This window comes from Corynebacterium sp. ES2715-CONJ3 (assembly GCF_024814365.1).
Lineage (GTDB): Bacteria > Actinomycetota > Actinomycetes > Mycobacteriales > Mycobacteriaceae > Corynebacterium.
Window position 1 is genome coordinate 282685 of the sequence record NZ_JANUXS010000001.1, and the last position, 24935, is coordinate 307619.

Consider the following 24935-nt stretch of genomic DNA (forward strand, 5'->3'; position numbering starts at 1 on the left):
ATGTCTTCGAAAACGACTTTGGAAAAAATCTTCACCGGTGAGGGTGGGTTGGATTTCGTCGGCAAGCGCCGGGTGAGCTATATGGTCACGCTTGCCATCATTGTGGTCTGCTTACTGTGCATTCTTTTCCGCGGCTTTAATTTGGGAATTGATTTCCAGGGCGGCACCAAGATGAATATGCCTGCCGGCAACCTTGACAAGGTAGCAGTTTCGCAAACCTTCGAGGAAGCTACTGGAATTGAACCTGCACTGGTTCAGATCGTCGGGTCCGGCGACACTCGTATTTTAGAGATCAATTCCGAAAGGCTCACCCAAGAGCAGATCGACAGCGCGCGTCGAGCGATCTTCGATGAGTACCAGCCAGAAAACCTTGTTGGCGAGGCTACCCCTGATGTGATTGGTGATTCTACCGTTTCGGAATCATGGGGTTCAACAATTACCAACCGGATGTTTATATCGATGGGCGTTTTCCTACTGGCGGTCTTCATCTATATAGCAATCCGCCTCCAGCGGGAGATGGCTGTGGCCGCCCTAGGAGCACTCGGTGTGGACCTCGTTTTCATCACCGGACTCTATGCCCTCTTCGGCTTTGAGGTAACGCCAGCCACCGTTATCGGTCTTTTGACTGTACTTGCCTTCTCTCTCTACGACACGGTGATTGTTTTCGATAAGGTGGGGGAGAATACCGCTGGTTATCTAGGCAATCGAAAAATGACTTATGCCGAGCATGCCAATCTTGCAATCAACCAGACGGTCATGCGCTCGATTTCTACAACTGTGATTTCGGTACTACCCATGATCGCGCTGATGGTTGTTGCTGTATGGCTCATGGGCGTGGGAACGCTCAAAGATTTGGCGCTGGTGCAGCTTATCGGTGTGATCGAAGGTACCATTTCATCGATCTTCCTTGCTACCCCCTTCCTCGTTTCTCTGAAGAACCGCTCAGCTAAGACTAAGGAACATAATGTGGCTGTTGAACAGTTACAGGAAACTGGTCGCATTGATGCCGACGTTTTAGCGGACCTTGATGGAGCGCCGAAACGACAGATTCAGGGACCAGATCTCAATCATCGAGGCCCTAGCTCTTGGCGCCCTCGTAGAGTTTAAACCGAGTATAAATAATGAAGGTTTACTCCCGATCACTACTTTGAGAGGTGATCGGGAGTTTGTCTTTGTGCAATAAGGTCGAGCACAGATATATTGTGACCTTCACATTCCTTTGGGAGAGCGAAAAATTAGTTGCAACGGCTCTTAAAGAACTAGGCTTGGATCTAATAACATATCTAACAAGGGGTCGTTATGAAGCACGAAATGTGGGGGCGTGTATGCGTAGCGCTCCTTAGTTCTTTGGCAGCCGTCTTAGCTGGATGCTCCTCCCCATCGTCCCGGGAAGATTCTTCACCACATATCTTTGGCTACGCCGTCGATCGCCCCTTATTGACTACGAATGTAGGTTCGAGTTTGGGACGATCCACGAATGCCCACGAACTAGCAGGAAGGCTGTACCCAGGTATTTACGTCACTGGACCTGAGGGACAGACAATACCCAATTCGGATCTGATGGACGCTAGGCTCCTGCCGGGTGCGCAACAGCGTGTTCAGATTCAAATCTCCGATAAAGCAGTCTATTCTGACGGCGCTCCCATAACATGCGATTCCTTCCTTCTCGCATTTACCGCGGCCACCCAAAGGCCAATTTTTGATTCTGCTATGCCCCTCTATCAGCAGGTTGACAGCGTTGAGTGCGTACCCGGTGGGAAGCTAGCCATAGTAGTTTTCAAAGATAACTTCGGCGAACGATGGCGTCATCTTTTCAATGCGGGGACTCTGCTGCCTGCGCATGCAATTGCAGCGAAGCTGGACATGCCATTGGACGTTTTTAGCAACGTGCTGAAATCCCGAGACCCTGCGGCAATGGAACCTATCGCTCAGATTTGGAACACAGGGTTCAACCTCGATCAATTCGACCCCGAGCTGCAAATAAGCTCAGGACCACTAAAGATTGAATCCATAGGATCGAGTGGGGAAGTTACTCTGGTGCGTAACGAGCGGTACTTTGGTGAAAAGTCTGCTCTCGAGCGTTTGATTGTGTGGCCCTCTGGTTCGGATATTCAGACTTTAGCTGGGCGTGGAGATATTCAAATCGCGGAAGTAGCCTCGACCTCTCAGGCCTCGTGGGTCAATAGAAACGACCCAAATAACCCCTTTACTATCATATATAAGCCTGGAGTTCTCAGTGAACAACTGGTTCTTGGCAGTGGAGGTATCTTTGCTGACCCTGAGAACCGACGCGCTTTTGCCGCCTGCATTGATCAGCCCCGGCTGGCGCATATCAGTAAAGAGTTTTCAGGTGTAGACACCCCTGCCACGACCGTGCGCACCGTGAGACCCCAGGACCCCGTCCACCTCAAAATGCGTGATATCACCGATCCGCACCGCGGAACAGATATACCTGCAGCTACCCGCATCAGCGGTCAAACCGTCCGCATTGGGTATTTCGGCCCTGATAAAAGAAAGGCTGCTATGGTGCAGGCGATTGCGGATTCTTGTCAAGACGCTGGCGTATCTATTGTCGATGTATCCCGCGAAGCACCTAGTTTAGGGAATCTATCTGAGGTTCTTAGCAATGAATTCGGGGTGTACTACAGCCAAGAAGGGGGAGCTGATGCCAATCTGCTCTCTGTCGACCCTATGCTAGAGTTCCCGATCCGAGCTACCTCTACATCGAATATAGGCGCGACTCGTGAAGCCGAACAACGCAGTTGGGATTTAGTCCCCAGTATCCCCATCGCTGTAGAACCCCGTATTTATATCATTGACAAGAAGATCGCCAACGTGGTGGAAAATACCGATCTCTACGGACTGAGCTGGAATATTGATCGCTGGCAGGAGTAAGGCTGCCCCCGAAGGTGAATTCTGAGATTTGCTGCTAGACCAAATTCCTCATACCTTTTAGGGGTATGAAGCTATAACCTCGATTCCGCTCACTTCAGGCGGTTGGATGAGGCCTAGTCCTCGATTGACAGAAAGTTTGACTGAAAACCATGACCGTTGCCCGAACAGCCCGCTTCGCCAATTCTCAGCAAGCACTCTCCGAGAAAACTCGCTTCGTCAAGGACTTCCCAGTTCAAGGGGTAATTTTTGAAGACCTAACCCCAGTCCTCGCTGACGGTGAAGCCTTCTCATTACTGGTGGATGACCTTGCAGCGGCGGCACAGAAGATGGGCGCAGACCTCATTGGTGGTCTAGATGCCAGGGGCTTTCTTCTCGGTTCGGCAGTAGCCTACAGGCTCGGTTTGGGCATCCTAGCCATTCGTAAAAAAGGAAAGCTGCCTCCGCCGGTGCACACCCAGGAATACGCACTTGAATATGGGACCGCCGCTTTGGAATTGCCGGCTTCTGGCATTGACCTCCAGGGCAAAAAGGTCGTGCTTATCGACGACGTCCTCGCCACCGGGGGAACCCTTATTGCCGCTACCAATTTGATCTCAGAACTCGGCGGCACCGTGACCGGTTATGGCGTCGTGCTGGAAGTTGCTGGCTTAGGTGGTCGTCATCGTATTGATCAAGCTCCAGTATTTGTGGTTAACGATTAACCGCATATCTTATCTTTCCGATATCGACGAAGTCTCTCTCGGTACGGGTATTGTTAAATTCAAAGTTAAGACAGGGCTAATAGGGAAAGCTGAGATGAGATGAGTCAACGCAGTACTAATAAACAGCCATCTACTGTGCGCAGCATGTCAGCTCGCTTGGCGCGGAGCTTAACCAGCAACCGCGTAAAAGTAAATCCTGTATTAGATCCACTTTTGAGTATTCACCGGCAATTTCATCCGAAGGCCGACATAGCGACTCTCTCGCGCGCCTATGACACCGCAGAAAAACTCCATGCTGGTGTTCTGCGAAAGTCGGGGGAGCCTTATATCACCCATCCGTTAGCGGTGGCCACGATCGCTGCCGAAATTGGTATGGACACCACCACGCTTATTGCAGCCCTCCTCCACGACACCGTCGAAGATTGCGAAGACTATACAATCCACGATCTATCGATGGAATTTGGCGAAGAAGTAGCTAGGTTAGTCGATGGCGTCACCAAGCTCGATAAAGTCGCATTGGGAGCGGCGGCCGAGGCTGAGACGATACGAAAGATGATCGTCGCAATGGCCCAAGATCCGCGAGTGGTCGTTATTAAGGTAGCCGACCGGCTTCATAATATGCGTACTATGCGCTTCTTACCGCCAGAAAAGCAGGCAAAGAAGGCCCGCGAAACACTCGAAGTGATCGCACCTTTGGCACACCGTCTTGGCATGGCGAGCGTGAAGTGGGAGTTGGAGGATTTGGCTTTCGCTATCCTCTATCCCAAGAAGTATGAGGAAGTGGTCCGATTAGTTGCCGACCGGGCCCCCTCACGGGACCGATACTTAACCGAGATTATTGATCAACTTCATCAAGGGCTCAAAGAGGCTAATATCGAAGCCGAAGTGATGGGTCGGCCGAAACATTACTGGTCTATCTACCAAAAGATGATCATTCGCGGCAAAGAATTCGACGAGATCTTTGACCTGGTTGGAATTCGCATCCTCACCGACACGGTGCATAACTGCTACGCCGCGGTGGGCGTAGCGCACTCCCTCTTCGCGGCCATGCCAGGGCGATTCAAGGACTATATTTCAAGTCCAAAATTTGGAGTCTATCAATCCCTCCACACTACGGTGATGGGCGAGGGTGGCAAACCACTCGAGATTCAGATCAGGACCCGGGAGATGCACTTCAATGCTGAATACGGTATTGCAGCTCACTGGCGCTATAAGGAAACTAAAGGTTCGCAGAAGGGTGGCGAATCCGAGGTCGATCAGATGTCCTGGATGCGCCAATTACTCGACTGGCAACGAGAGGCAGCCGATCCCAATGAATTCTTAGACTCCCTCCGCTTTGATCTCACCGCTAAGCAAATATTTGTATTCACACCCCACGGTGATGTCATCAGTCTTCCAGTTAAGTCAACCCCCGTTGACTTTGCCTATGCGGTCCACACAGAGGTGGGGCACCGCTGTATCGGGGCTAAGATCAATGGCAAGCTCGTTGCTCTAGAATCCACCTTGGACAGCGGCGACCGAGTGGAGATCTTCACCTCCAAAGATAGCCAGGCCGGCCCCTCTCGAGATTGGCAGGATTTTGTAGTCAGCCCTCGCGCAAAGGCAAAAATTCGACAGTGGTTTGCTAAAGAGCGCCGCGAGGAGTACCTCGATGCCGGACGTGACGCGCTCGCCGCCGAAATTCAGCGCGGGGGTTTACCGCTACACCGTCTTTTCACCGCGGAATCAATGAAGGCAGTGTCTCGGGAACTGCACTATAACGATGTAGATGCGCTCTATACCGCAATCGGTGCAGGTACGGTGTCGGCAGCTCATGTAACAAAGAGACTAATAGCTAAATTTGGTGATCTCGACGACGCCGAGGATGATCTCGTTTCACGCACACCCTTTAGCGAGCTGGTATCGAGTCGAGTTCCCGCAACCTCCGAGGCTGGTGTCCTCGTTGAAGATGTTCCTGATGTTATGGCTAAACTCGCACAGTGCTGCACGCCGGTACCAGGGGACGAGATTTTTGGTTATGTTACCCGCGGTGGGGGAGTCAGTGTCCATCGAGCAGATTGTCGCAATGCGCCTCAACTGCGTAAAGAACCAGAGCGCCTAAAAGAAGTGTCATGGGCACACGAAGGTAGCGGAGGGGTATTTCAGGCGGATCTCGAGCTGCAGGCGCTCGATCGCACCGGCCTCTTAATGGAAATTACCAAGGTAGTTAGTGAGCAGAAGGTTGTTGTCCTGTCGATGAGTTCAACAGCAGCCGATGATCATATCGCGACAGTGCGCTTTAAATTTACGGTATCTGATAAAAAGCAACTGGGAGCGCTCATGGTGCAACTTCGAAACATTGAGGGCGTTTTCGATGTCTACCGAGTGCTGTGAACATAATTTAACTGCACCTCCCTCGTGCGGGTAGGTGCAGTTCCTTGCTGTTAGCTTAAATCTTCAATAATTCTCGAGCTTTAGCAACCAGGCCAAAAAGTGCCCCGAGAGCGCTAAAGATGGTGGCCGCTATACCGATCCAAGCGGTGGCTTTTTCCAGGTCGGTTTGGGGCTCTTTATCCTCTGTTGCTTCGTTATTAGTGCCACCCTTATTAGCATCTCCTCCCAGCCCGAGAAGATTGGAGAGATTACCTCCAGTGATGGCATTGATGAGAGCCAAGAGGACGTTTTTGAAGCTGGAGCCCTCTTTACTCGGTTTCTCAGGCTTAGGTTCGGTGGTAGGAGAAGGGGCTTTAGTTGTGGAGGTTTTCTCCGGGAGTGGGACCTCACTGGTGGTCTCTGACGCACTTGCGGAGGGAGTGGTGGTTACGGGTATTTGTACGGACGTCTCCTCTGGAGAAGCCATCGGCGCGCTAGTCGTCGGTACAGCAGGAGGTTCTGCTGCGGTGACTGGCGAGACGGTGGTGCTGAGCGCAATACTCAAAGCGATGGTTGTGGCTAGGTTCCGCTTTAACTTTTTCATGATTGTTTCTGAGCTTTCTTGTGGAGCGTATATGATGTTTCCTGCGTCAGCCGTCCCAGTTCCGTCTCAGAACTAAGGCGGTAAAAGTGACGGCCGTGAATCACATCAGTTGATAGAGCTGATGGTCTGCTAAAGACATTAGCAAACGTAGAAACAAGGAGACGAGTGGATTCTCTGCAAAGAGATTCCACTCGTCAAAATAACTGTACGTAGCTACGGCGTTACTGTAGTTACCGAATTAGAAAAGTTGCTTCTGAGCCTTAGCGAGGAAGCCTAGCAGGGCACCCAAAACGCTGATGACGCTGGTGATAACCCCGATCCATTCACCAATCTTCTTGGCGGAGATATTGCCGTTTGCATCCTGGGAACCAGCCTGAAGGTCCTCGGAGGATGAGCGCTCACCGGTTGGCTTAGGTGAATCAGGGGCAGTGGAGGTTGAAGTAGTGGTCGCAGCCTGGGAAACAGCGGCGGTTCCAGTGGTCAACAGAGCAGCGGTGGCAATGGAAGCCACGGCGGTGCGAATAATTTTCATACTTATCCTTTTATTAAGAGGGTAGATCTGTGTTGAGTGCTTTGATCTTAGCATGAGTGAAAGCAATGCTAAGAATGAAGCCGGGCGGAAGAAATTTTCCTCTCGCTTGTGACAGTAATTGTCTCACAACTTGTGTCAATTTCTAACTTCGCCCTTCGAGTGTTTTTAACTTGCCCCCATTCAAGGGCAACTGTCACCGCATTTGCGATAACCCGCATTAACCAAATAGGTTATTTGCTTTGCCGGCGAGGCTGGTGAGAGATTCCAGGGTGCGCAGGATATCACTGATCATTTTGATAAAATCCTTGACCTTGTCAGGGCTGGGGATGGTATTGCCGTTGGCATCGGTTTCCGAGGACATAAAGGCGAGTCCAGCAAAGAAGGAGTCATCCTTCGGGGCCTCAGCGGCGATAGCGGGGGTAGTCGCGCCACCAATCATGGCTGCAGACAGAGCCAGGGCAGCAACAGTGGAACGGGAAAAGCGCTTCATAAAAGCCTTCTTTCGAGATGAGAGTAAGTGAAGTGAATCTGGCGTTGAAGATGTCAATATTCCAGATACGCCTACAGTGACCAAGATAGGGAAGTTCTTCAGTTTTTTCAAGGGCGCTAGCCAAGATCGTAGCCTGTGCATATGGAAATACCCGATGCCAGAGGTCATTCTCGAGCATCGGGTATTTTCGCTGGGTAGGTGGCCCGGAAGATCTAAGAGCCCACGGTTACCTTAGAAATCTTGACTTCTTTGGCTGGTGCACCGTCCATCGCGTCGCCGTCGACACCTTCCTTGGCGATAGCATCTAAGGTCTTAAGACCAGCTTCATCGATCTTGCCAAAGTAGGTGTATTGGGGAGGGAGGGTGGAATCGCCGTAGTTAAGGAAGAATTGCGAGCCATTGGTATCAGGGCCTGAATTAGCCATTGCGATGGCGCCGCGGGGATAGATCACCGGTAAAGTTGCCGCATCCTCAGACGCTTCGTCGGTGGGGTACTCGTTGGCGAAACTAAAGCCAGGCCCACCAGTGCCAGTTCCGGTGGGGTCACCGCACTGCAGTACTTTCAGGCCTTCGGACGTAGTCAGACGGTGACAGACGGTGTCGTTGAAATAGCCCTCTGAAGCTAAGTGCGTGAAGGCATTAACCGTGCAGGGGGAAACCGAGCGATCGAGGTCGAGATTGATCTCGCCGCTATTCGTAGTCATTGTTGCAGATACTGTGCCAGTTGCCTGGATATTGGATGTATCTGGCAAGCTCACCTTCTTTGCAGCAGTACCAGACTCAGCGTAGTCGCAACTTACCGTATCCTGCAGAGACTCAGCGCGGGCTAGAGTCAGAGGTTCGGCTGCAAAAGAGTTCTCTTGATCGATTGACTCCGCCGCTGAATTGCTGGCGTCATCACCGGTGTACTTCACTGCGAGAACAACGCCGCCTACGATAACCACAATTGCTAAAGCTGCAGTGAGAATCAATCCCAGTGGTTTAAGGCGCTCGGCTCGATCCCGCGAAGCAATCTCCTTCTCCAAATCGCGTAGTGCTTCTTCACGACGTTGTTTGTTATCGCTCACCAAAATTCCTTAATCTTCGACGTATGCTAGTGATGGAGCAGGCTGCCCCCACCCCGTCGGTCATCAACTGCCAAGGTGGGAGTGAAGCGGGAACAGAGTTCATCAGACGATCAAGGGAAAAGCCCACGGACTGATTCGATATCGTCCCCGTTCAACGACTTTAGCCTATCGACGGTGAAGTCGGTGAAGTGGCGCTACTCTTGAAGACTATGAGTACTACACATTTCCACGGAAACGAAGTTCCACTAGTCGGAGACCTCCCGGTGGTCGGCGACAAACTACCATCATTCGCGCTCGTTAAAGGAGACCTAAGCGAAGTAACGAATGCCGATTTTGAAGGCAAGCGTCTTATACTTAATATATTCCCCTCGGTAGATACGGGGGTATGTGCCCAATCGGTTCGAGTCTTCAATGAAAAAGCCTCGCAACTGGACAATACAGTCATCCTCTGTATCTCGGCAGATCTTCCCTTCGCGCAATCTCGATTCTGCGGGGCAGAGGGCATTAACAAGGTCGAAACTGTTTCGAGTTTCCGCTCCAGTTTCGGAAAAAATATGGGAGTTCTTCTTGCTGGCTCTCCACTCGCTGGTTTGCTCGCCCGGGCGGTCATCGTGGTTGATGAGAGTGGTATCGTCCGCCACGTGGAGCTTGTCGAAGAAATCGCGCAAGAGCCTAGTTATGATGCGGCACTTGCGGTGCTGGGCTAAAAGTTAGAGTTCGTATCCCAAAACTTCTTGGAGCCCGCCCTCCAGGTGCTTTAATGTGGTTGGCATGAAGATATTCGGATTCCCCACGGGCCCCTACCAAACGAATTGCTATATTCTGACGTATGAGGGGCGGGCAACAATTATCGACCCAGGTATGCATGCCATCGATAAAGTAGTAGCTCACTGTCGCACTGAGCGAGTAGATCCCGAGCGTATCGTGCTCACTCATGGGCACCTCGATCACACTCGCAGCGCCGCCGAACTGGGGAATCGCTTTAATATACCGGTCTATATTCACCCTGACGACGCTTTTATGCTTGACGGTGGGGCCGGCCTCAGCGACGAATCGCGCGTGCTATTTCGAGCCCACCACATGCCTCAAGTAAAAAATCTACAGGCTCTCCGACATTTAGATACCTTGAATGTCGGAGAGGAGGTGCTGAGTGTTCGTCACGCGCCTGGGCACACAGCCGGATCCATACTTCTGGTTGGAAAAAAGGTCGTCTTTACTGGAGATGTGCTGTTCCAAGGAACCATTGGACGCACTGATCTACCTACTTCTTCCCCAGCAGATATGGAGAAGTCATTGAGGGAGGAAGTGATGGCCCTGGACGATACCCTCGATGTGCTTCCCGGACACGGGGCTTTGACCACGATACGTGAAGAAAAACGCTCAAATCCATTTCTTGCTAAATTCGCATAACTCACTAAGGTTGAAATTCGTGTCTGAAAAGAAGCTCTCCAAAATCTCCGCCCCTAAGGGCGTCCCCGATTATATTCCCCCACGATCGCGTGAATTCTTAGCAGTTCGTGATACATTTCTCAACCACGCCCACCGCGCCGGATTTGAGCATATCGAGTTGCCAATCTTTGAAGAAACTTCACTTTTCGCCCGCGGTGTAGGGGAATCAACGGATGTGGTCTCCAAGGAGATGTATACCTTCGCGGATCGTGGAAACCGCTCTGTGACCCTGCGCCCTGAGGGCACGGCGGGTGTCATGCGCGCGGTAATCGAGCATAACCTGGATCGCGGACAGCTTCCCGTTAAACTTTGCTATCAGGGGCCATTTTTCCGCTATGAGCGCCCGCAAGCCGGACGCTACAGGCAGTTGCAACAAATGGGCGTTGAGGCTATTGGAGTGGACGATCCCGCCCTTGATGCCGAAGTCATTGCGCTAGCTGATCGATGCTTCCGAAGCATCGGGCTCACAGGCTACCGCCTCGAGTTGACAAGTTTGGGTGACCGCCATTGCCGACCACAATACCGTGAAAAGCTGCAAGAATTCTTGTTCACTTTACCGCTCGATGAGGAAACTCGTCGCCGTGCTGCATTAAATCCGCTGCGAGTCTTAGATGATAAGCGTGCAGAGGTCCAAGAGATGACTCATAACGCTCCGCTGATGCTAGATTATCTGTCTGCCGAGAGCCAAGCCCACTTCGAAAAACTAACGGGGCATCTCGACGACCTGGAGGTGCACTATGAAATCAATCCTCGTATGGTGCGCGGCTTAGACTATTATACCAAGACCTGTTTTGAATTCGTCCACGACGGTCTGGGTGCGCAGTCCGGAATCGGGGGCGGGGGCCGCTATGATGGCCTGATGTCACAATTAGGAGGTCAAGACCTCTCCGGAATCGGTTTCGGTCTCGGAATTGACAGAGCTCTGCTGGCGCTCGATGCGGAAAACCGAAGCCTCACCGATAATAGTAAAGTTGAAGTATATGGCATCGCCTTAGGCGGCGAAGCGAAAAGCGCTATGGTGAAAATTATCGATGAGCTGCGTGCCGCGGGGATTAGTGCGGATATGGCCTACGGCGATCGCGGGCTGAAAGGGGCCATGAAGGGCGCAGATCGTGCGGGGGCGCGGATCGCTGTGGTGATTGGCGATTCCGAGCTGGCAGCCGGGGTGGTGAGCGTGAAGAACCTCAAAACTCACGAACAGATCGAGGTTGCCCGCAATAAGGTGATTGAATACGTGCTCGATATATAAAGGATCAGCCCTCTGGCGCAGCCGCTGTCTAACATTCGGTTAGAGAGACCGGCAAACCTAGGGTGACTGCGAGACCACCCGTGGAGGTTTCTTTATATTTGCTCATCATATCGCGGCCGGTTTCGGCCATTGTTTGGATGACATCGTCGAGTGAAACTCGGTGCAGACCACTGCCGAGCAGGGCCAGACGCGCCGCATTGACAGCCTTAACAGCTGCAATTGCATTTCTTTCGATACAGGGGATTTGTACAAGGCCGCCTACCGGATCGCACGTCAAACCTAAATTATGTTCAAGTGCGATTTCGGCAGCATTTTCGATATGTGAAGGGCTTGCGCCCAAAACTTGGGCCAATCCGGCACTCGCCATAGCAGCCGCAGAACCAACCTCTCCCTGGCAGCCAACCTCGGCCCCGGAAATGGAGGCATTTTTCTTGATTATTATCCCTATAGCTCCTGTGGTCAGGAGGAAGTCGCGGTGCCACATGGGGTTGCTCGGCTTCCGAAAATCTCTTATATAGTGCATGACTGCTGGGATGATACCCGCGGCACCGTTGGTGGGCGCAGTCACAACTCTTCCGCCCACTGCGTTTTCCTCATTGACAGCTAAAGCGTAGACGTTGAGCCATTCCATACCCGCTAAAATATCCTGGTGCTCTGCGTCCTCAAGGGTGGTGAGACGCGCATAAAGATCGGGCGCCCGGCGCGCAATATGCAATCCACCTGGCAGTACCCCGCGTGTTGTCAGACCCGAGCGGACGCACTCTTGCATATGTTGCCATACCAGGTCAAGATAGGCACAGACGTCGAGGCCTGAGTTATCGATAGCGCTTTCGTTGGCTACGATAATGTCCGGAATCGGGAGCCGGATACTCCGTGTCAGTTTTAATAGCTCGTGTGCGGAATGAAATGGATGAGGCTCTCGGGAGCTCGCGGAGCTGGCGGTGTTAGCTAAACGCTGAGATATCCCGAGGTCATCTGCGCTGACAACAAAGCCGCCACCTACCGAGAAATATCTACGGCTGATCGCATCAGTTGCGAAGGTGAGTGCGTTGGGGTGTTCGGCGAGGGGTACGGGTGAGAACTCTAGGTGATACGTGATTTCAGCGATCTTACCGTCTACAGGAATAGCGGTTCCATATACCGGTGTTGTATGAGGGGATATAGTTTCCGGGGCATAGCCTGCTAGACCTAAAAGTATGGCACGGTCGGTCCCGTGACCCTTCCCGGTAGCCGCAAGCGAGCCATACAGAGTGATCGTCACATGATCGCCAGGTTGCAGGGCGGCGGTTTCGGCAAAGATTTTAGCGGCCCGCATGGGTCCGACAGTATGGGACGATGACGGGCCAATCCCGATACTGAAAAGATCCTTCACGCTGATAGTCATAATTGGCGATCGTAATAAATGGCACGGAAAGGAGCACCGTTAGCTCTGCGCTAGGCGGATTGCTTCGCTTGCTGTTATCAGACGTATCGCTTTCTCATCGCGCCGCCCATGAGCTGTGATGATGACCGCCTGCGGACGTTCGGACTCACCGATTGTATTCAGTGCTGTGATAACCTCGGGGACCGTAGCGAGTTGATCGAGAAAAACTACAGGTCGGTGCTTGGCTGACTGGGCTATTATGTCCTCAACTCGCAGCGTTTCAGGGATTGTCCATTGCGAAGAACTGTCGCGCAAATAGTCGATGATATCGGCGGGAATCAATAATCTCTGGAATATATCTCCTTTGTAGATCGGGTACTTGTTCACACGAGAACTCAGCAGCTGGACAATAGGATGATGTGGTTTGAAGATGCGGACCTTTTGTGGGGGCAGCACCTGCATTACCGGAGGCGTCGTGTGTAGCATTTTCCGTAGCGCGACGATTTGGCGCACCGTTTTCTCATTGGGCTCGGCAATCGGTTCGAAGTCTTCATCATAGGCACCGTGCGCAAGGGCGTTACGAAGCTCGGCAAAATCGATCAGCATCTGAGCTTGATCTTTACTTAGTAATTTGTCTTTAACAGCACCATAGACAAGTTGCCGAAAACTTTCGTGGTGAGGGGCTTGTAATTCACCGCGCAAAAGGCTTTCGATATCATTGAAAGCTGCTAGGAAGGGCCAAGCACGGTGGACGTGGGAGTCGGTCGTCGCGGAATCCATATCTTGACTGTAACTAAAAATACTGCCGCAAGGGTCGAAAATTGTTCGATAGGTGAAACGGGTGGCGTCATTACGGATGCGGGTGGAACAGCTCAAGTCACAGAGAATAAAGAGAATAAGTGGAAGGGCGGAGATTGGAAAAATTATGGGCGCATGGTTTGCTTACCGTCCCGGTTATAGACGCGGTCAGACCTTGTGGGTTTCAGTGCGGCAATATCGGATTAAACTAGCTAGAGGGATCAAATTTATTACCCCAACACCAGCGGCTTAGTGGCTGATATGTCAAGAAGTGAGGCTTCAGAAGAGGTCGAAGAAACAGTGGGTGAGCTTTTGATTGTCCGAAGGCTGAGAGTCTAATCGGGACACGAGTACCCGGGTTTTAGCGTTCCGGATCGAGGGCCAACATTCCCCTATACAGCGCGTAAACGAGCATCAACCCTCCTTTCCTTCACTTTTGCTGGGCGCATGAAATCCAAAAGAGGTGTTATTTTTTCTCCAATATTCACGCTCACTCCAGGAACGCTTTTCTGCTATTGGACTTGCGGGGGTCCTTGAGTTTGACAGTTCGCAGTGTGGTGCGAGAGCAGGCGGCTTGGCAGCTGCCATGGTATCGCCGCACACCCAACAGCATCGACGATCTCGCATATTATCAGTTTTTAGTCTCAGCGCTTGGCTTTGCCGGCGGTGTTACAGGAGAGGACTGCATTCCAGATACGAGAGCCAGTAGAACGATAGTAGGAGATTTGGAGCCGTATCAGCGATTCCTACTAACAATAGTGCTGGCTTTAATGTCCAGGCCGCAGGCACGACTGTCGGTCGTCGACGGTTGTGACCAATTGCGCAGTATAAAGCTGTGGCAGCAGCGTATGGAAATTCTCGGAGCGTTCAGCGCTACAATGCCAGTGATCGTTAGCTCCTGCAACAGTGACACGGCGGGAATAGAGTGCATCTTTTTAAATTTGACCCATCCAGATTCACAGAACCAGGTAGACCTGGACCAGCATGCTGAATGTGGGAGAGTTAAATAGCTGTGAGTATTTTCCATATCGGCACTGAGCTGGGACGCTTTGGCCGCGGAACGTTGCCGCCGCTGGTGATTTTGGGTGTCGTCTTATTTCCGCTTCTTTTTGGTGGCCTTTCCGTATGGAGTTACTAGGACCCTATAGGTAGGCTCAACCAATTACCGGTTGCCCTGATCAACTCCGATCAGCCTGCAACAGTGAAGGGCGAGGACGTCAATGCCGGCGAGCTCGTTGCCCTAAAAAAATTATTGAGGGGAAGGCTGTTGGTTGTCATCTTGTATCTGCTGCAGAAGTAAAGAGGGGGTTCGGTAGCGGCACGTACTACTTTGGGCTGGAGATCCCTCGGGATTTTTCTCAGGCAATTGTCAGTGCCTCGAGTCCCCATCCTCTCCGAGCTATTATTAATGCCGCCTTTGATAATGCTGATGGGTTGATTGCAACCACCCTCGGTAACCACGTAGTGACACGAGTGCTCGCAACTATAAGCGAAAACTTGAGAACCGAGGTCGCCGACCAATTGGTGGTGGGATTTTCCACGATCGATAAAGGTTTAGAGCGTGCCAGTGTCGGTGCTACACCTCTCCATGTTGATTATGCTCGAGCGGAAGCGGGGGCTACCGGACTCCGTGATGGTAGCGCGGAGCTTGCACAGAGTATGCGGCGGGCTGAAGCTGGCGTTGTTGAGCTTGATAACGGTGCCACCTTACTTAGCGAGAAGCTAGGGGACGCGGTAGAGGGAGCCGCTGCACGTGCAGCGGGTATGAATCAGTTACAAACTGCCACCAATCAGCTAGGCGCTGGTGCGGAAAAGCTTTCGGAAGGCGTAGAAAAACTTACCGGCAGCGCTACTGGTCTCGTGGCCGCGCAAAAAAAGGGCTCTCGTACCACTGACTGACTAGAGTGCCGAGTTGCGGTTGACGGGCATTCCCCAAGCAGTAGCACTTGTCGACGCTGCCGATAGTCTGGTGTCCGATAGTCGAGCGCGTGGCCTAGGCTCGGGACCGGATCTCATATCTCAGATGCACCAACTGAATATGGGGCAAAAGAAATTTACCATCAGCTCAGCAACCTTGATGCTGCATATCGATCGGGTATCAATCAAGCGACTCACGGGGCAAATCGCCTAGGTCGGGCCTAAAATTGCTGCACGGCGGCTCTGCGGAACTTGTCGTGGGATTCGCACACTTGCCTCCGGCACCTCCCAGTTGGCAGCCGGATCCGAGCAACTCACGGTGGGTGCCGCACAGTTGGCTAGTGGGCTAGTTACTTTAGATGCCGGCAGTGGCGAACTAGCTTTGAAATTGCATCAAGCTCGCGATGAGATGCCCCATTGTGCCGATAATGCGGCGGCCAGCATATCGACGCGAGTCCCAATCTTAGAAACGCGGGATTCTCTCGGACTATTTGGTCCAGGACTGAGTCCCATCTTCGTTTCTTTGGGGTTGTTCAAGAGTTCCACTGTGATCGTCATGTTGCTGCGCCTTCTAGGCAGGCGCACCGTCGATTCTGGGTCGGGAGTGCTCAGCGGGGTGCTCGCTAGCTATATTCCAGCAGCGATGATCAGCTTGTCGCAGGCTACAGCGATGTTCGTAGTATAAGCAGGTGCCTTACAGTTGCGCGCTCACCATGAAGTGGGTTTGTGGTTATTCATGTGCCTGGTCTCGTTGAGCTTTGTCACCATTACGCAGGGCTTCAATGCTCTCCTGGGGCCAGCGGTTGGTCGGGTGTCGTGTATTGCAGTTATGGCTTTGCAGGTGGTTTCCTCAGGCGGGCTCCACCCACCTGAGACGCAGCCTACCTCTCTGCGCTTATTCCATACCATAGATCCCATGTCCTACTCGGTAAATCTTCTGCGGGAGATGATCTATCACGGTTCGATATTCGCTAATCACCGCGGCGTCATAGCTGTTCTGGTTCTCGTAGGTATCGGTATGGGATTTATGAGCCTATTCATGCTGGCTGCTAAGAGGCGTCGGCAGTGGACGATGCGAGATTTCCGTCCAGAGATGTCCGTTTAGCGAGTTGTATTGAGGATGGCGTCGAGGGAGCACTGGCTCATCTCTCCCGAACGATAGCCGGCATAAAAGGCCTTTTCGCGCTGATCTGAACGACCATGGGTGAAAAGGTCCGGGCGAACCTCACCGCCTCTGTGTTGTTGAATATGATCGTCACCCACACTTCGGGCGGCGGCGAGTGCATCCAACACCTGCTCCCGGGTGACGGGTTCCAGAAAAGCATCGGGTCCTTTGTCGGCAAAATGCGCCCAAATGCCAGCATAGCAATCAGCCTGCAACTCTATACGCACCGCATTCGACTCTGGGCCGGGATCGTTATAGTTGGATAGCCCCAGTGTTCCTTGCAGTTGCTGGATATGATGGCCGAATTCATGGGCCACAATATATTCTTGAGCAAAAGGAGCATTCCGGGCCCCGAGTGTTTCTAACTGGTGGAAGAATTCCGGATCAAAATAAGCGGTCCTATCACCAGGGCAATAGAAAGGCCCCGTTGCGGTACCGGCCACACCGCAGGCTGATCGCGTGCGGCCGGTAAAGATCACTAGCCCTGGCTTGTTGTAGTTAATTCCAATTTGTCGTGGTAATTCGCGTGCCCACACAGCATCTAGGGAAAGGGCCGTGAACTCGATACGGCAATCAACGTAGTTGTTGGCGTCTGCGCCAGTCTTGCAATGGTCGAGGGATTGGGCCGGACCCGCCGGCGCGCTCATCGAGGAGTCTTGGCTATTAAGGCCGTTGAGCAAGCCTAGGATTTCCTGCGGACTTCCACCAAGGGCCCACACAATCAGCACAAGGATGATGGTTCCTGCCCCTCCGCCCAAGGCGATTTTTCCGGTTCCTCCACCGGTACGAGCTCGGGGGGCAGTTTTACGTTGGTTATGACGAAAAGTCATTAGTTCCCTCTCCACCCTGATCACATCGCATGAACAGGTTTTGATCTGGTCCACAACAAGTCTCTTGATCATATACGTTTCTGCGCAAGCAGAGAGTGCCTCAGTAATCGGACTCGGTTGCGGCAGTTGAGATCACAGGGACTGAAATTCGGAGATAGGACGGTCAAGAATCTATGGGTAAAGCTGGGAGATGAATATTGGGAGCTTCGTGCAACGCGTGTAAGGTGAATTGCTTAGAAGAGAGTCTGCATTCTTGACTTATTGAGAGAAATGGAAAGGATTTGGTGCACGTGCTGCGCACTCATCTCGCCGGTGAACTCCGCAAGGAACTAGCTGGAGAAACAGTAACCCTCACTGGTTGGGTTTCCCGTCGTCGTGATCACGGTGGTGTGATATTTATAGATCTACGGGATTCCTCTGGCCTAGCTCAAGTGGTCTTCCGTGAGAGTGACGTGGCCGAAAAGGCACACCACTTGCGTAGCGAATTCTGCATTAAAATTACCGGATCTGTTGAACCACGCCCGGAGGGTTCCGAGAACCCTCAGCTTGCTAGTGGCGATATTGAGGTCAACGTCAGCGATATCGAGGTGCTCAACGAAGCAGAGCCGCTGCCTTTCCAAGTAGAGGACTCGAGTAAGAGCGGCGAAGTGGGCGAGGAAACTCGACTGAAATACCGCTACCTAGACTTGCGTCGACCAGCACAAGGGGGAGCGTTACGCCTGCGTTCGGCAGCCAACAAAGCTGCCCGTACGGTTCTCGATCACCACAACTTCGTCGAGATCGAAACCCCAACTCTCACTCGTTCTACCCCCGAAGGCGCCCGAGACTTCCTCGTGCCGGCACGTTTGCGCCCTGGTTCGTGGTACGCGCTGCCACAATCCCCTCAGCTATTCAAGCAGCTGCTCATGGTTGCTGGGATGGAGCGCTACTACCAAATTGCGCGTTGCTACCGAGACGAAGATTTCCGCGCCGACCGCCAGCCTGAGTTCACGCAGCTCGATATTGAGATGAGCTTTGTGGAACAAGACGACGTTATTGCGTTGGCCGAAGAGATTGTTAAGGAACTGTGGAAACTCATTGGCTACGAGATTTCCACGCCGATCCCACGGATGACCTACGCAGATGCGATGAAATATTATGGCTCCGACAAGCCTGATCTTCGCTTCGATATCAAGTTGGTCGAGTGCACCGATTTCTTCAAAGATACACCATTTAGGGTCTTTCAAAACGAGTACGTTGGTGCCGTTGTTATGGAAGGTGGCGCCTCGCAACCTCGACGCCAGCTTGATGCCTGGCAGGAGTGGGCCAAGCAGCGCGGCGCCCGCGGTCTCGCATATATCCTTATCGATGATCAGGGCGAACTAGCTGGTCCCGTCGCGAAAAATCTATCCGATTCGGAACGTGCTGGTATTGCCGCCCATGTCGGTGCTAAACCCGGCGATTGTATTTTCTTTGCTGCAGGTGACACCAAGAGCTCACGCGCGCTGCTAGGTGCGGCACGTAATGAGATCGCCCGCAAACTAGATCTCATCAAGGGTGGCGAGTGGGCCTTCACCTGGATTGTCGATGCTCCGCTCTTTGAGCCCTCGGCTGATGCAACCGCCTCGGGCGACGTGGCGTTGGGCCATTCACAGTGGACGGCTGTGCACCACGCATTCACCTCGCCTAAGCCTGAGTGTCTCGACACCTTTGACACCGATCCTGGTCAAGCCTTAGCTTATGCCTACGATATTGTGTGCAACGGTAACGAGATTGGGGGCGGCTCCATTCGTATTCATCGCAAGGATATCCAGGAGCGGGTATTTAAAGTGATGGGCATTAGTAAAGAGGAAGCAGCCGAGAAATTTGGTTTCCTCCTTGAAGCTTTTGCTTTTGGAGCGCCGCCTCATGGTGGTATCGCCTTTGGTTGGGACCGCATCGTATCGCTTCTGGGAGGATTCGATTCGATCCGTGATGTGATCGCCTTCCCAAAGTCAGGGGGCGGAGTCGATCCACTGACGGACGCTCCCGCTCCGATTCCCGCGCAGCAGCGTAAGGAGACCGGTGTGGATTTCAAGCCCCAGCCTAAGAAAGCTGAGAAAAAGAGCTAAGAGTTCGCAATCACCGCTAAGATGAGGGGGCTAACCATTAGTTGTAAGGGTAGCCCCCTTTAAACCTATTTGACTCGAAAAAGGTGTGGTTTCATGAATTCCCCCCAGCACAGCGAGATCATCGCAGTCGCCGAATCAGTACTCTCTCAACGTTATGGCGGAGAACAGCGACTTGCGGAGGTCGAAGAACTTGCTGGATCCGGTAGCGCTGTGGTGCTGAGAGCTAGGGTGCAACCCTCGCCATTTCTGCAGCAAAAATCACTGGTAGTCAAATATCTTCCCGGTGCCGATCATCCTGCGACCCAATCGCGGCTCATGCGGGAAATAGCGTCCTATCAATTCACCACCAGCATGCCGGAATCGGTACGTCCTGGCCCAGTGCTGCTTGCTCACGATATCACTCAAAAAATTCTCATCATCTCCGATGCTGGAGATGGTGATACCGTCGCTGATCTACTTAACGTAGCTAGTCAAACGTCTCGTGACACCCTATTGCGTGGGCTAGGGCGAGCTTTAGGACAAATGCATGCAGCTACCGCCAGCCGTGAGCCTGATTTTCGAATCCTGCTATCGAGAATGTTAAATCAAAACGATGAAATTGTAGCTCTCAATAACTACCGCGAGGAATTAATTTCGGCGTCCATCCCTTTCGGGATTAGACTGGTCGAAACAGCTGGAATAGAAGTTCCGCCCGAAGTAAAGCGGGTCGCTGCTACCGCGGCACGGCGCCTGATTTCCGGAAATCACCGGGCCTTTACCCCCTTTGATCTAAGCCCCGACAATATCCTGGTGGTCAAAAATCGCCTTCACTTCCTCGACTACGAGTGGGCTGGCTTCCGAGATGTAACATTCGATGTAGCATCTGTCATAGCTGGGTTCCCCCACTTCATTTCGGCCCAAGCCATGAGTGACGAGGAGGCAGATCTCTTTATCGACGCTTGGGTGCACGAGGTGGCAAATTTGTGGCCCAATACAGCCTCCCGAGCTCGCTTAAATATGCGCATCCTTACCGCCTTAGTAGGCTGGTCATTCTTTTCCATTGCATTGACCCATATCGATCTCGACGACCCGCAGCAGGCTAAACTACTCTCCTCGATCAACGAAGATGCTTCCAACACGGAGCGTTTGGTGCAGGCACTATATGAGGCTGTGGACCCGTGGGCCCATGAATTATTTGACGAAAACGCCCAAAAGCTCGAAGAGGACGTCTTGCTGATAAGAAAGGATTTACAGCAAACCTTCGAAGCTCTACGGCGTTTTGCCTCCCGAGATCTTGATGAAGGCATCCTAGACGTCGCACAGTTTGCCGCGTCGATGAACAGCCGGCTGAGCGTCTAAGTAGATGATTTCTGTATATGATTTTTGAGACACATCCACCTGCCCCACAAGGCGGTGATTATTTCCGTGTAAGTTCTCAAGCTCCACTTGCTGCGCGGATGCGGCCAGTATCACTGGAAGAGGTGGTCGGTCAAAAACATCTTTTAGGTGATGGGCGACCTCTGCGGCGTTTGATCGAGGGGGACGGGGCCGCCAGTGTCATTTTGTATGGTCCACCGGGGACGGGGAAGACTACGATAGCCTCACTGATTTCGCAGGCAACCAATCGCAGCTTCCAAGGGCTCTCTGCCCTCGATACGGGAGTCAAGGAGATCCGGGCAGTTATCGAACAAGCTCGGTTTGCACTGCGCAGTGGTCAGCAAACTGTGCTGTTTATTGATGAGGTCCATCGATTCTCAAAAAATCAGCAAGATGCCCTGCTTGCTGCGGTCGAGCGTCGAGATATTCTTTTGGTGGCTGCCACAACAGAAAATCCCAGCTTTTCCGTTGTTGCTCCGTTACTCTCCCGCTCTCTCGTTCTGCACCTTCAGCCTTTGAGTGAGCAGGATATCGGTGATGTTCTGCAGCGTGCAGTCGGCAGCGAGCGTGGCCTTAACTCTCGCATTTCTCTGAGCGAGGATGCTCGAGCGCTACTGGTACAGCTAGCGTCGGGAGATGCTAGACGCTCTCTTACCTATTTGGAAGCGGCTGCAGAAGCTGTTCCAGACGGGGGAGAGATAAGCGTAGATATCGTAGAGAAGAGCATGGACCGGGCGGTGGTGCGCTATGACCGCGATGGGGACCAACACTATGATGTGACAAGCGCTTTTATCAAGTCCATTCGCGGTTCTGACCCCGACGCCGCTATCCATTATTTGGCTCGCATGATCGAGGCGGGGGAGGACCCTCGGTTTATTGCACGCAGATTGATCATTCATGCTGCAGAGGACATCGGCCTAGCCGATCCGCACGCGCTAACTATTGCGGTTGCAGCAGCTGATGCGGCGGCTTTGATTGGTTTACCCGAGGCCCGTATACCGCTGGCGGAGGCCACAATTTACCTAGCCACTGCACCAAAATCGAACGCCGCCCTAAGAGCTATCGATGCAGCGATTGATGATATACGAAAAGGTAAAACTGGAACTGTCCCTGCCCACTTACGTGACGGCCACTATTCCGGTGCTAAGGAGATGGGCAATTCTTTAGGGTATATTTATCCGCACGATAGCGACCTGGCGGTGGTCGCTCAGCAATATTTGCCTGATCCGTTGTGCGGGACTGAATACTATCGTCCCACTGACCATGGCGGTGAGAAGCGGCTGCAACGGGTACTTGAGCGGCTAAGGCAACTAACTCGAGGCTAGGTGCTAGAATAACGGTTTTGTGTGTGCACCCTAGCCAAGGGCGCAAATAAGAAAGAGGAAGAATGCAAACTCACGAGATTCGAGAGCGCTTTACCAACCACTTTGTCAAGGCTGGTCACGAGGCCGTACCTTCTGCCTCGCTTATTTTGGATGACCCCAATCTGCTCTTTGTCAATGCAGGTATGGTGCCCTTTAAACCCTACTTTTTGGGGCAGCAAAATCCCCCCTTTGCTAATGGCACGGCAACGTCAATCCAGAAATGCGTGCGTACTCTCGATATCGAGGAAGTAGGAATAACTACTCGGCACAATACGTTCTTCCAGATGGCAGGAAACTTCTCGTTCGGGCAATATTTCAAAGAGGGGGCCATTAAGCACGCGTGGTCCCTTTTAACCGACTCTGTGGAGGATGGTGGTTACGGCTTTGACCCGGAAAGACTGTGGGTCACCGTTTATCTTGATGACGATGAAGCAGCAGATATTTGGCACCATCAGGTGGGCATTCCGTTAGAGCGAATTCAGCGACTTGGTATGGCCGACAATTACTGGTCGATGGGAATTCCGGGACCGTGCGGCCCGTGTTCCGAAATCTATTATGACCGTGGTCCGGCCTACGGCAAGGACGGGGGTCCAATTGCTGATGACTCCCGTTACTTGGAAATCTGGAACCTAGTTTTTATGCAAAATGAGCGGGGTGCCGGAATTGGTAAGGACAATTTTGAAATCCTCGGCCCACTACCTAAAAAGAATATCGATACTGGTATGGGCATCGAGCGTGTTGCTTGCCTTCTCCAAGGCGTAGACAATGTCTATGAAACCGACCTGTTGCGCCCTGTTATTGAGGTCGCGCAGCGTGAGACAGGAGCCGTATACGGGGCCCATCACGACAACGATATTCGCTTCCGCGTGATTGCTGACCATTCCCGCACTGCCATGATGCTGATTCTCGATGGCGTAACTCCAGGAAATGAAGGACGCGGTTATATCTTGCGTCGACTGCTGCGCCGCCTCACCCGGTCAGCACGCCTTTTGGGGGCAAAGGGACAAACAATGGAGGTATTTATGAATACCATCATGGACACGATGACCTTGTCCTATCCCGAGATTGCTGACAATCGTGAGCGCATTCTGCGGGTGGCCATAACCGAGGAAAAGGCCTTCCTGAAAACCCTCGAAGCTGGTACCCAATTATTCGAAGATGCCGCACATAAAGTCAAGGATCGCGGACAGTCCACCATCGTCGGCGCCGATGCCTTTGCGCTTCATGACACCTATGGTTTCCCAATTGATCTGACCCTGGAAATGGCTCAAGAGGCCGGCCTGACAGTGGACACCGAGGGCTTTGATAAGTTGATGAACGAGCAGAGAGCTCGAGCCAAGGCCGACTCTCAGGCAAAGAAACACGGGCACACCGATCTGTCGATCTACCGAGAGTGGGTGGATGAGCACCCGACACAGTTCGTGGGATACGACAATCTCGAAGCTGATTCTAGGGTTATTGGCTTGCTGCGAGAGGGCGAGAAGGTCTCGGAAGTCCATGAAGGTGACGTCGTTGAGGTGATCCTTGATACCACCCCGCTTTATGCGGAGGCTGGTGGACAGCTAGGTGACCGTGGACGAATCCGCTATGGTGACACGATTCTTAAGGTTAACGACGTACAAAAGATTGCTAAGAAATTATGGATTCATCGCGCAACTGTGACCGCTGGTGGCCTTGGTCTCGGTGATACCGTAACCGCAAGTGTCGATCAAGAGTGGCGACACATGGCTCGCCAAGCACACTCGGCTACCCACATTATCCACGCTGCTCTGCGTCAGGTGCTCGGTCCTACAGCCGTACAGGCGGGATCTATGAACAAGCCGGGTTATTTGCGCTTCGACTTCAACTACACAGAGGCGCTAAGTCCGAGCCAATTAGCCGAAATCGAAGCAATCACCAACCAAGCGGTCGATAGCGATTGGCAAGTGCACACTCTTGAGACTTCTCTTGAAGAAGCGAAGTCCATGGGGGCCCTTGCGCTCTTTGGCGAGAACTACGGACATGAAGTCCGAGTCGTGGAAATGGGTGGACCATTTTCCATCGAATTATGTGGCGGGACCCATGTATCCCATTCTTCACAGATTGGCCCAGTATCAGTTCTCGGCGAATCTTCCGTGGGATCTGGCGTGCGGCGGATTGAGGCTTATTCGGGCCTGAACTCTTTCCGCCACCTCTCGCGTCAAAACGCCACCGTCTCGAGCTTAGCTACAGTGCTGAAAGCGCCGAGTGAAGAAGTACCCGATCGAGTGGCGCAGCTGGCTGCCAAACTTAAAGAAGCCGAGAAAAAAATAGCTGATCTACGTCAAGCTCAACTCATGGCCAGCGCAGGTCACCTACTTGATACGGCGCAAACTATAGCCTCTTTCCAGTTAGTGACCACCACGGTAGCTGCGGGAACACAGTCTTCGGATCTGCGATCACTAGCTGCTGATATTCGCTCTAAAATCAACGGCGCCGGAGTGGTGGTGCTACTTGCACCTGACCAGGATAAAGTTCCGTTCGTGGTAGCGGTCACCCCAGCAGCTATTGATGCTGGTATTAAGGCTGGCGACTTGGTCAAGCTCATTGGTTCCTATATCGATGGCCGCGGTGGCGGAAAACCTGATCTCGCCCAAGGATCTGGCAGTAATAGAGATGGCATCGAGAGCGCATTTAACGCTGTCGAGGACGAATTGCGCAAGCACGCATAACATCAACGGTGAAACAGGAGGAC

At 52.6% G+C, this 24935-nt stretch carries 22 protein-coding genes; 15 read left to right on the forward strand and 7 right to left on the reverse strand.

The features are described 5' to 3' along the window. From secF to NXT00_RS01325, 4 genes are all read left to right on the forward strand, one after another. Entirely contained in the window at positions 1 to 1107 is a 1107-nt protein-coding gene (gene secF, locus NXT00_RS01310) for a protein translocase subunit SecF (RefSeq protein ID WP_259157762.1), read from the forward strand. Positions 1108 to 1299: 192 nt separating this feature from the next. Continuing rightward, positions 1300 to 2895, forward strand: coding sequence for an ABC transporter substrate-binding protein (locus NXT00_RS01315; protein ID WP_259157764.1), 1596 nt, complete (start codon positions 1300 to 1302; stop codon positions 2893 to 2895). 149 nt (positions 2896 to 3044) lie between these two features. Next, complete coding sequence (locus NXT00_RS01320; RefSeq protein ID WP_259076620.1) at positions 3045 to 3596, forward strand: adenine phosphoribosyltransferase; 552 nt, start codon at positions 3045 to 3047, stop codon at positions 3594 to 3596. Positions 3597 to 3695: 99 nt separating this feature from the next. Beyond that, a complete protein-coding gene (locus tag NXT00_RS01325) occupies positions 3696 to 5969 on the forward strand; it encodes a bifunctional (p)ppGpp synthetase/guanosine-3',5'-bis(diphosphate) 3'-pyrophosphohydrolase (RefSeq protein WP_259076622.1) in 2274 nt (757 codons plus the stop codon). A 55-nt stretch (positions 5970 to 6024) separates the two neighbouring features. Here the strand turns inward: NXT00_RS01325 and NXT00_RS01330 are convergent, their stop codons facing one another. The 4 genes from NXT00_RS01330 to NXT00_RS01345 all read right to left on the reverse strand — a co-directional run bounded on the left by NXT00_RS01330 (position 6025) and on the right by NXT00_RS01345 (position 8641). Next, positions 6025 to 6552, reverse strand: a complete 528-nt coding sequence (locus tag NXT00_RS01330; RefSeq protein ID WP_259157765.1) for a hypothetical protein — start codon at positions 6550 to 6552, stop codon at positions 6025 to 6027. Between the two features lie 238 nt (positions 6553 to 6790). Further along, entirely contained in the window at positions 6791 to 7084 is a 294-nt protein-coding gene (locus NXT00_RS01335; protein WP_259076636.1) for a hypothetical protein, read from the reverse strand. Between the two features lie 217 nt (positions 7085 to 7301). Continuing rightward, complete coding sequence (locus tag NXT00_RS01340; protein ID WP_259076639.1) at positions 7302 to 7574, reverse strand: hypothetical protein; 273 nt, start codon at positions 7572 to 7574, stop codon at positions 7302 to 7304. A 212-nt stretch (positions 7575 to 7786) separates the two neighbouring features. Continuing rightward, positions 7787 to 8641: a peptidylprolyl isomerase gene (locus NXT00_RS01345; protein ID WP_259157767.1), complete on the reverse strand. Its 855-nt coding sequence runs from the start codon at positions 8639 to 8641 to the stop codon at positions 7787 to 7789. 209 nt (positions 8642 to 8850) lie between these two features. On the opposite strand from NXT00_RS01345, the gene tpx reads away from it, so the two are divergent. The 3 genes from tpx (at position 8851) to hisS (ending at position 11339) form a co-directional block, all read left to right on the forward strand. Then, entirely contained in the window at positions 8851 to 9348 is a 498-nt protein-coding gene (gene tpx / locus NXT00_RS01350; protein WP_259076643.1) for a thiol peroxidase, read from the forward strand. 64 nt (positions 9349 to 9412) lie between these two features. After that, positions 9413 to 10051 (forward strand): MBL fold metallo-hydrolase, encoded by a 639-nt coding sequence (locus NXT00_RS01355; protein ID WP_259076645.1) that lies wholly within the window; start codon positions 9413 to 9415, stop codon positions 10049 to 10051. A gap of 19 nt (positions 10052 to 10070) precedes the next feature. Then, the gene (gene hisS, locus NXT00_RS01360; RefSeq protein ID WP_259076648.1) at positions 10071 to 11339 is read left to right on the forward strand and encodes a histidine--tRNA ligase; all 1269 of its coding nucleotides are present in this window, start codon (positions 10071 to 10073) and stop codon (positions 11337 to 11339) included. Positions 11340 to 11367: 28 nt separating this feature from the next. On the opposite strand, the gene NXT00_RS01365 is transcribed toward hisS, so the two are convergent. Both NXT00_RS01365 and NXT00_RS01370 read right to left on the reverse strand, forming a co-directional pair. Next, positions 11368 to 12723: an L-serine ammonia-lyase gene (locus NXT00_RS01365; protein WP_259076650.1), complete on the reverse strand. Its 1356-nt coding sequence runs from the start codon at positions 12721 to 12723 to the stop codon at positions 11368 to 11370. Positions 12724 to 12762: 39 nt separating this feature from the next. Then, positions 12763 to 13482 (reverse strand): hypothetical protein, encoded by a 720-nt coding sequence (locus NXT00_RS01370; RefSeq protein ID WP_259076652.1) that lies wholly within the window; start codon positions 13480 to 13482, stop codon positions 12763 to 12765. A 1452-nt stretch (positions 13483 to 14934) separates the two neighbouring features. Between NXT00_RS01370 and NXT00_RS01375 the strand changes: the two genes are divergently transcribed. From NXT00_RS01375 to NXT00_RS01390, 4 genes are read left to right on the forward strand one after another with little or no spacing between them, the layout of a single operon-like run. After that, positions 14935 to 15399, forward strand: a complete 465-nt coding sequence (locus NXT00_RS01375) for a hypothetical protein (protein ID WP_259076655.1) — start codon at positions 14935 to 14937, stop codon at positions 15397 to 15399. A 13-nt stretch (positions 15400 to 15412) separates the two neighbouring features. After that, positions 15413 to 15631 carry a hypothetical protein gene (locus NXT00_RS01380; protein WP_259076658.1) on the forward strand — a complete coding sequence of 73 codons (219 nt, stop codon included), beginning with the start codon at positions 15413 to 15415 and terminating at the stop codon, positions 15629 to 15631. Between the two features lie 48 nt (positions 15632 to 15679). Continuing rightward, a complete protein-coding gene (locus NXT00_RS01385) occupies positions 15680 to 16102 on the forward strand; it encodes a hypothetical protein (protein ID WP_259157855.1) in 423 nt (140 codons plus the stop codon). Positions 16103 to 16117: 15 nt separating this feature from the next. Next, on the forward strand, positions 16118 to 16522 hold the full coding sequence (locus NXT00_RS01390) for a YhgE/Pip family protein (protein WP_259076660.1): 405 nt from the start codon (positions 16118 to 16120) through the stop codon (positions 16520 to 16522). Here the strand turns inward: NXT00_RS01390 and NXT00_RS01395 are convergent. Next, positions 16519 to 17412: a neutral zinc metallopeptidase gene (locus tag NXT00_RS01395; RefSeq protein WP_259076661.1), complete on the reverse strand. Its 894-nt coding sequence runs from the start codon at positions 17410 to 17412 to the stop codon at positions 16519 to 16521. The two genes, NXT00_RS01390 and NXT00_RS01395, sit on opposite strands and share 4 nt — an antisense overlap. 290 nt (positions 17413 to 17702) lie before the next feature. Here NXT00_RS01395 and aspS point away from each other — a divergent pair, with 290 nt between their 5' ends. The 4 genes from aspS to alaS all read left to right on the forward strand — a co-directional run bounded on the left by aspS (position 17703) and on the right by alaS (position 24912). Then, the gene (gene aspS / locus NXT00_RS01400; protein ID WP_259157769.1) at positions 17703 to 19502 is read left to right on the forward strand and encodes an aspartate--tRNA ligase; all 1800 of its coding nucleotides are present in this window, start codon (positions 17703 to 17705) and stop codon (positions 19500 to 19502) included. 93 nt (positions 19503 to 19595) lie between these two features. Continuing rightward, a complete protein-coding gene (locus NXT00_RS01405) occupies positions 19596 to 20840 on the forward strand; it encodes a phosphotransferase (RefSeq protein WP_259157770.1) in 1245 nt (414 codons plus the stop codon). Between the two features lie 17 nt (positions 20841 to 20857). Further along, positions 20858 to 22183 (forward strand): replication-associated recombination protein A, encoded by a 1326-nt coding sequence (locus NXT00_RS01410; protein ID WP_259076670.1) that lies wholly within the window; start codon positions 20858 to 20860, stop codon positions 22181 to 22183. A 62-nt stretch (positions 22184 to 22245) separates the two neighbouring features. Then, positions 22246 to 24912 (forward strand): alanine--tRNA ligase, encoded by a 2667-nt coding sequence (alaS, locus tag NXT00_RS01415; protein ID WP_259076674.1) that lies wholly within the window; start codon positions 22246 to 22248, stop codon positions 24910 to 24912. Positions 24913 to 24935 lie beyond the last annotated feature (23 nt).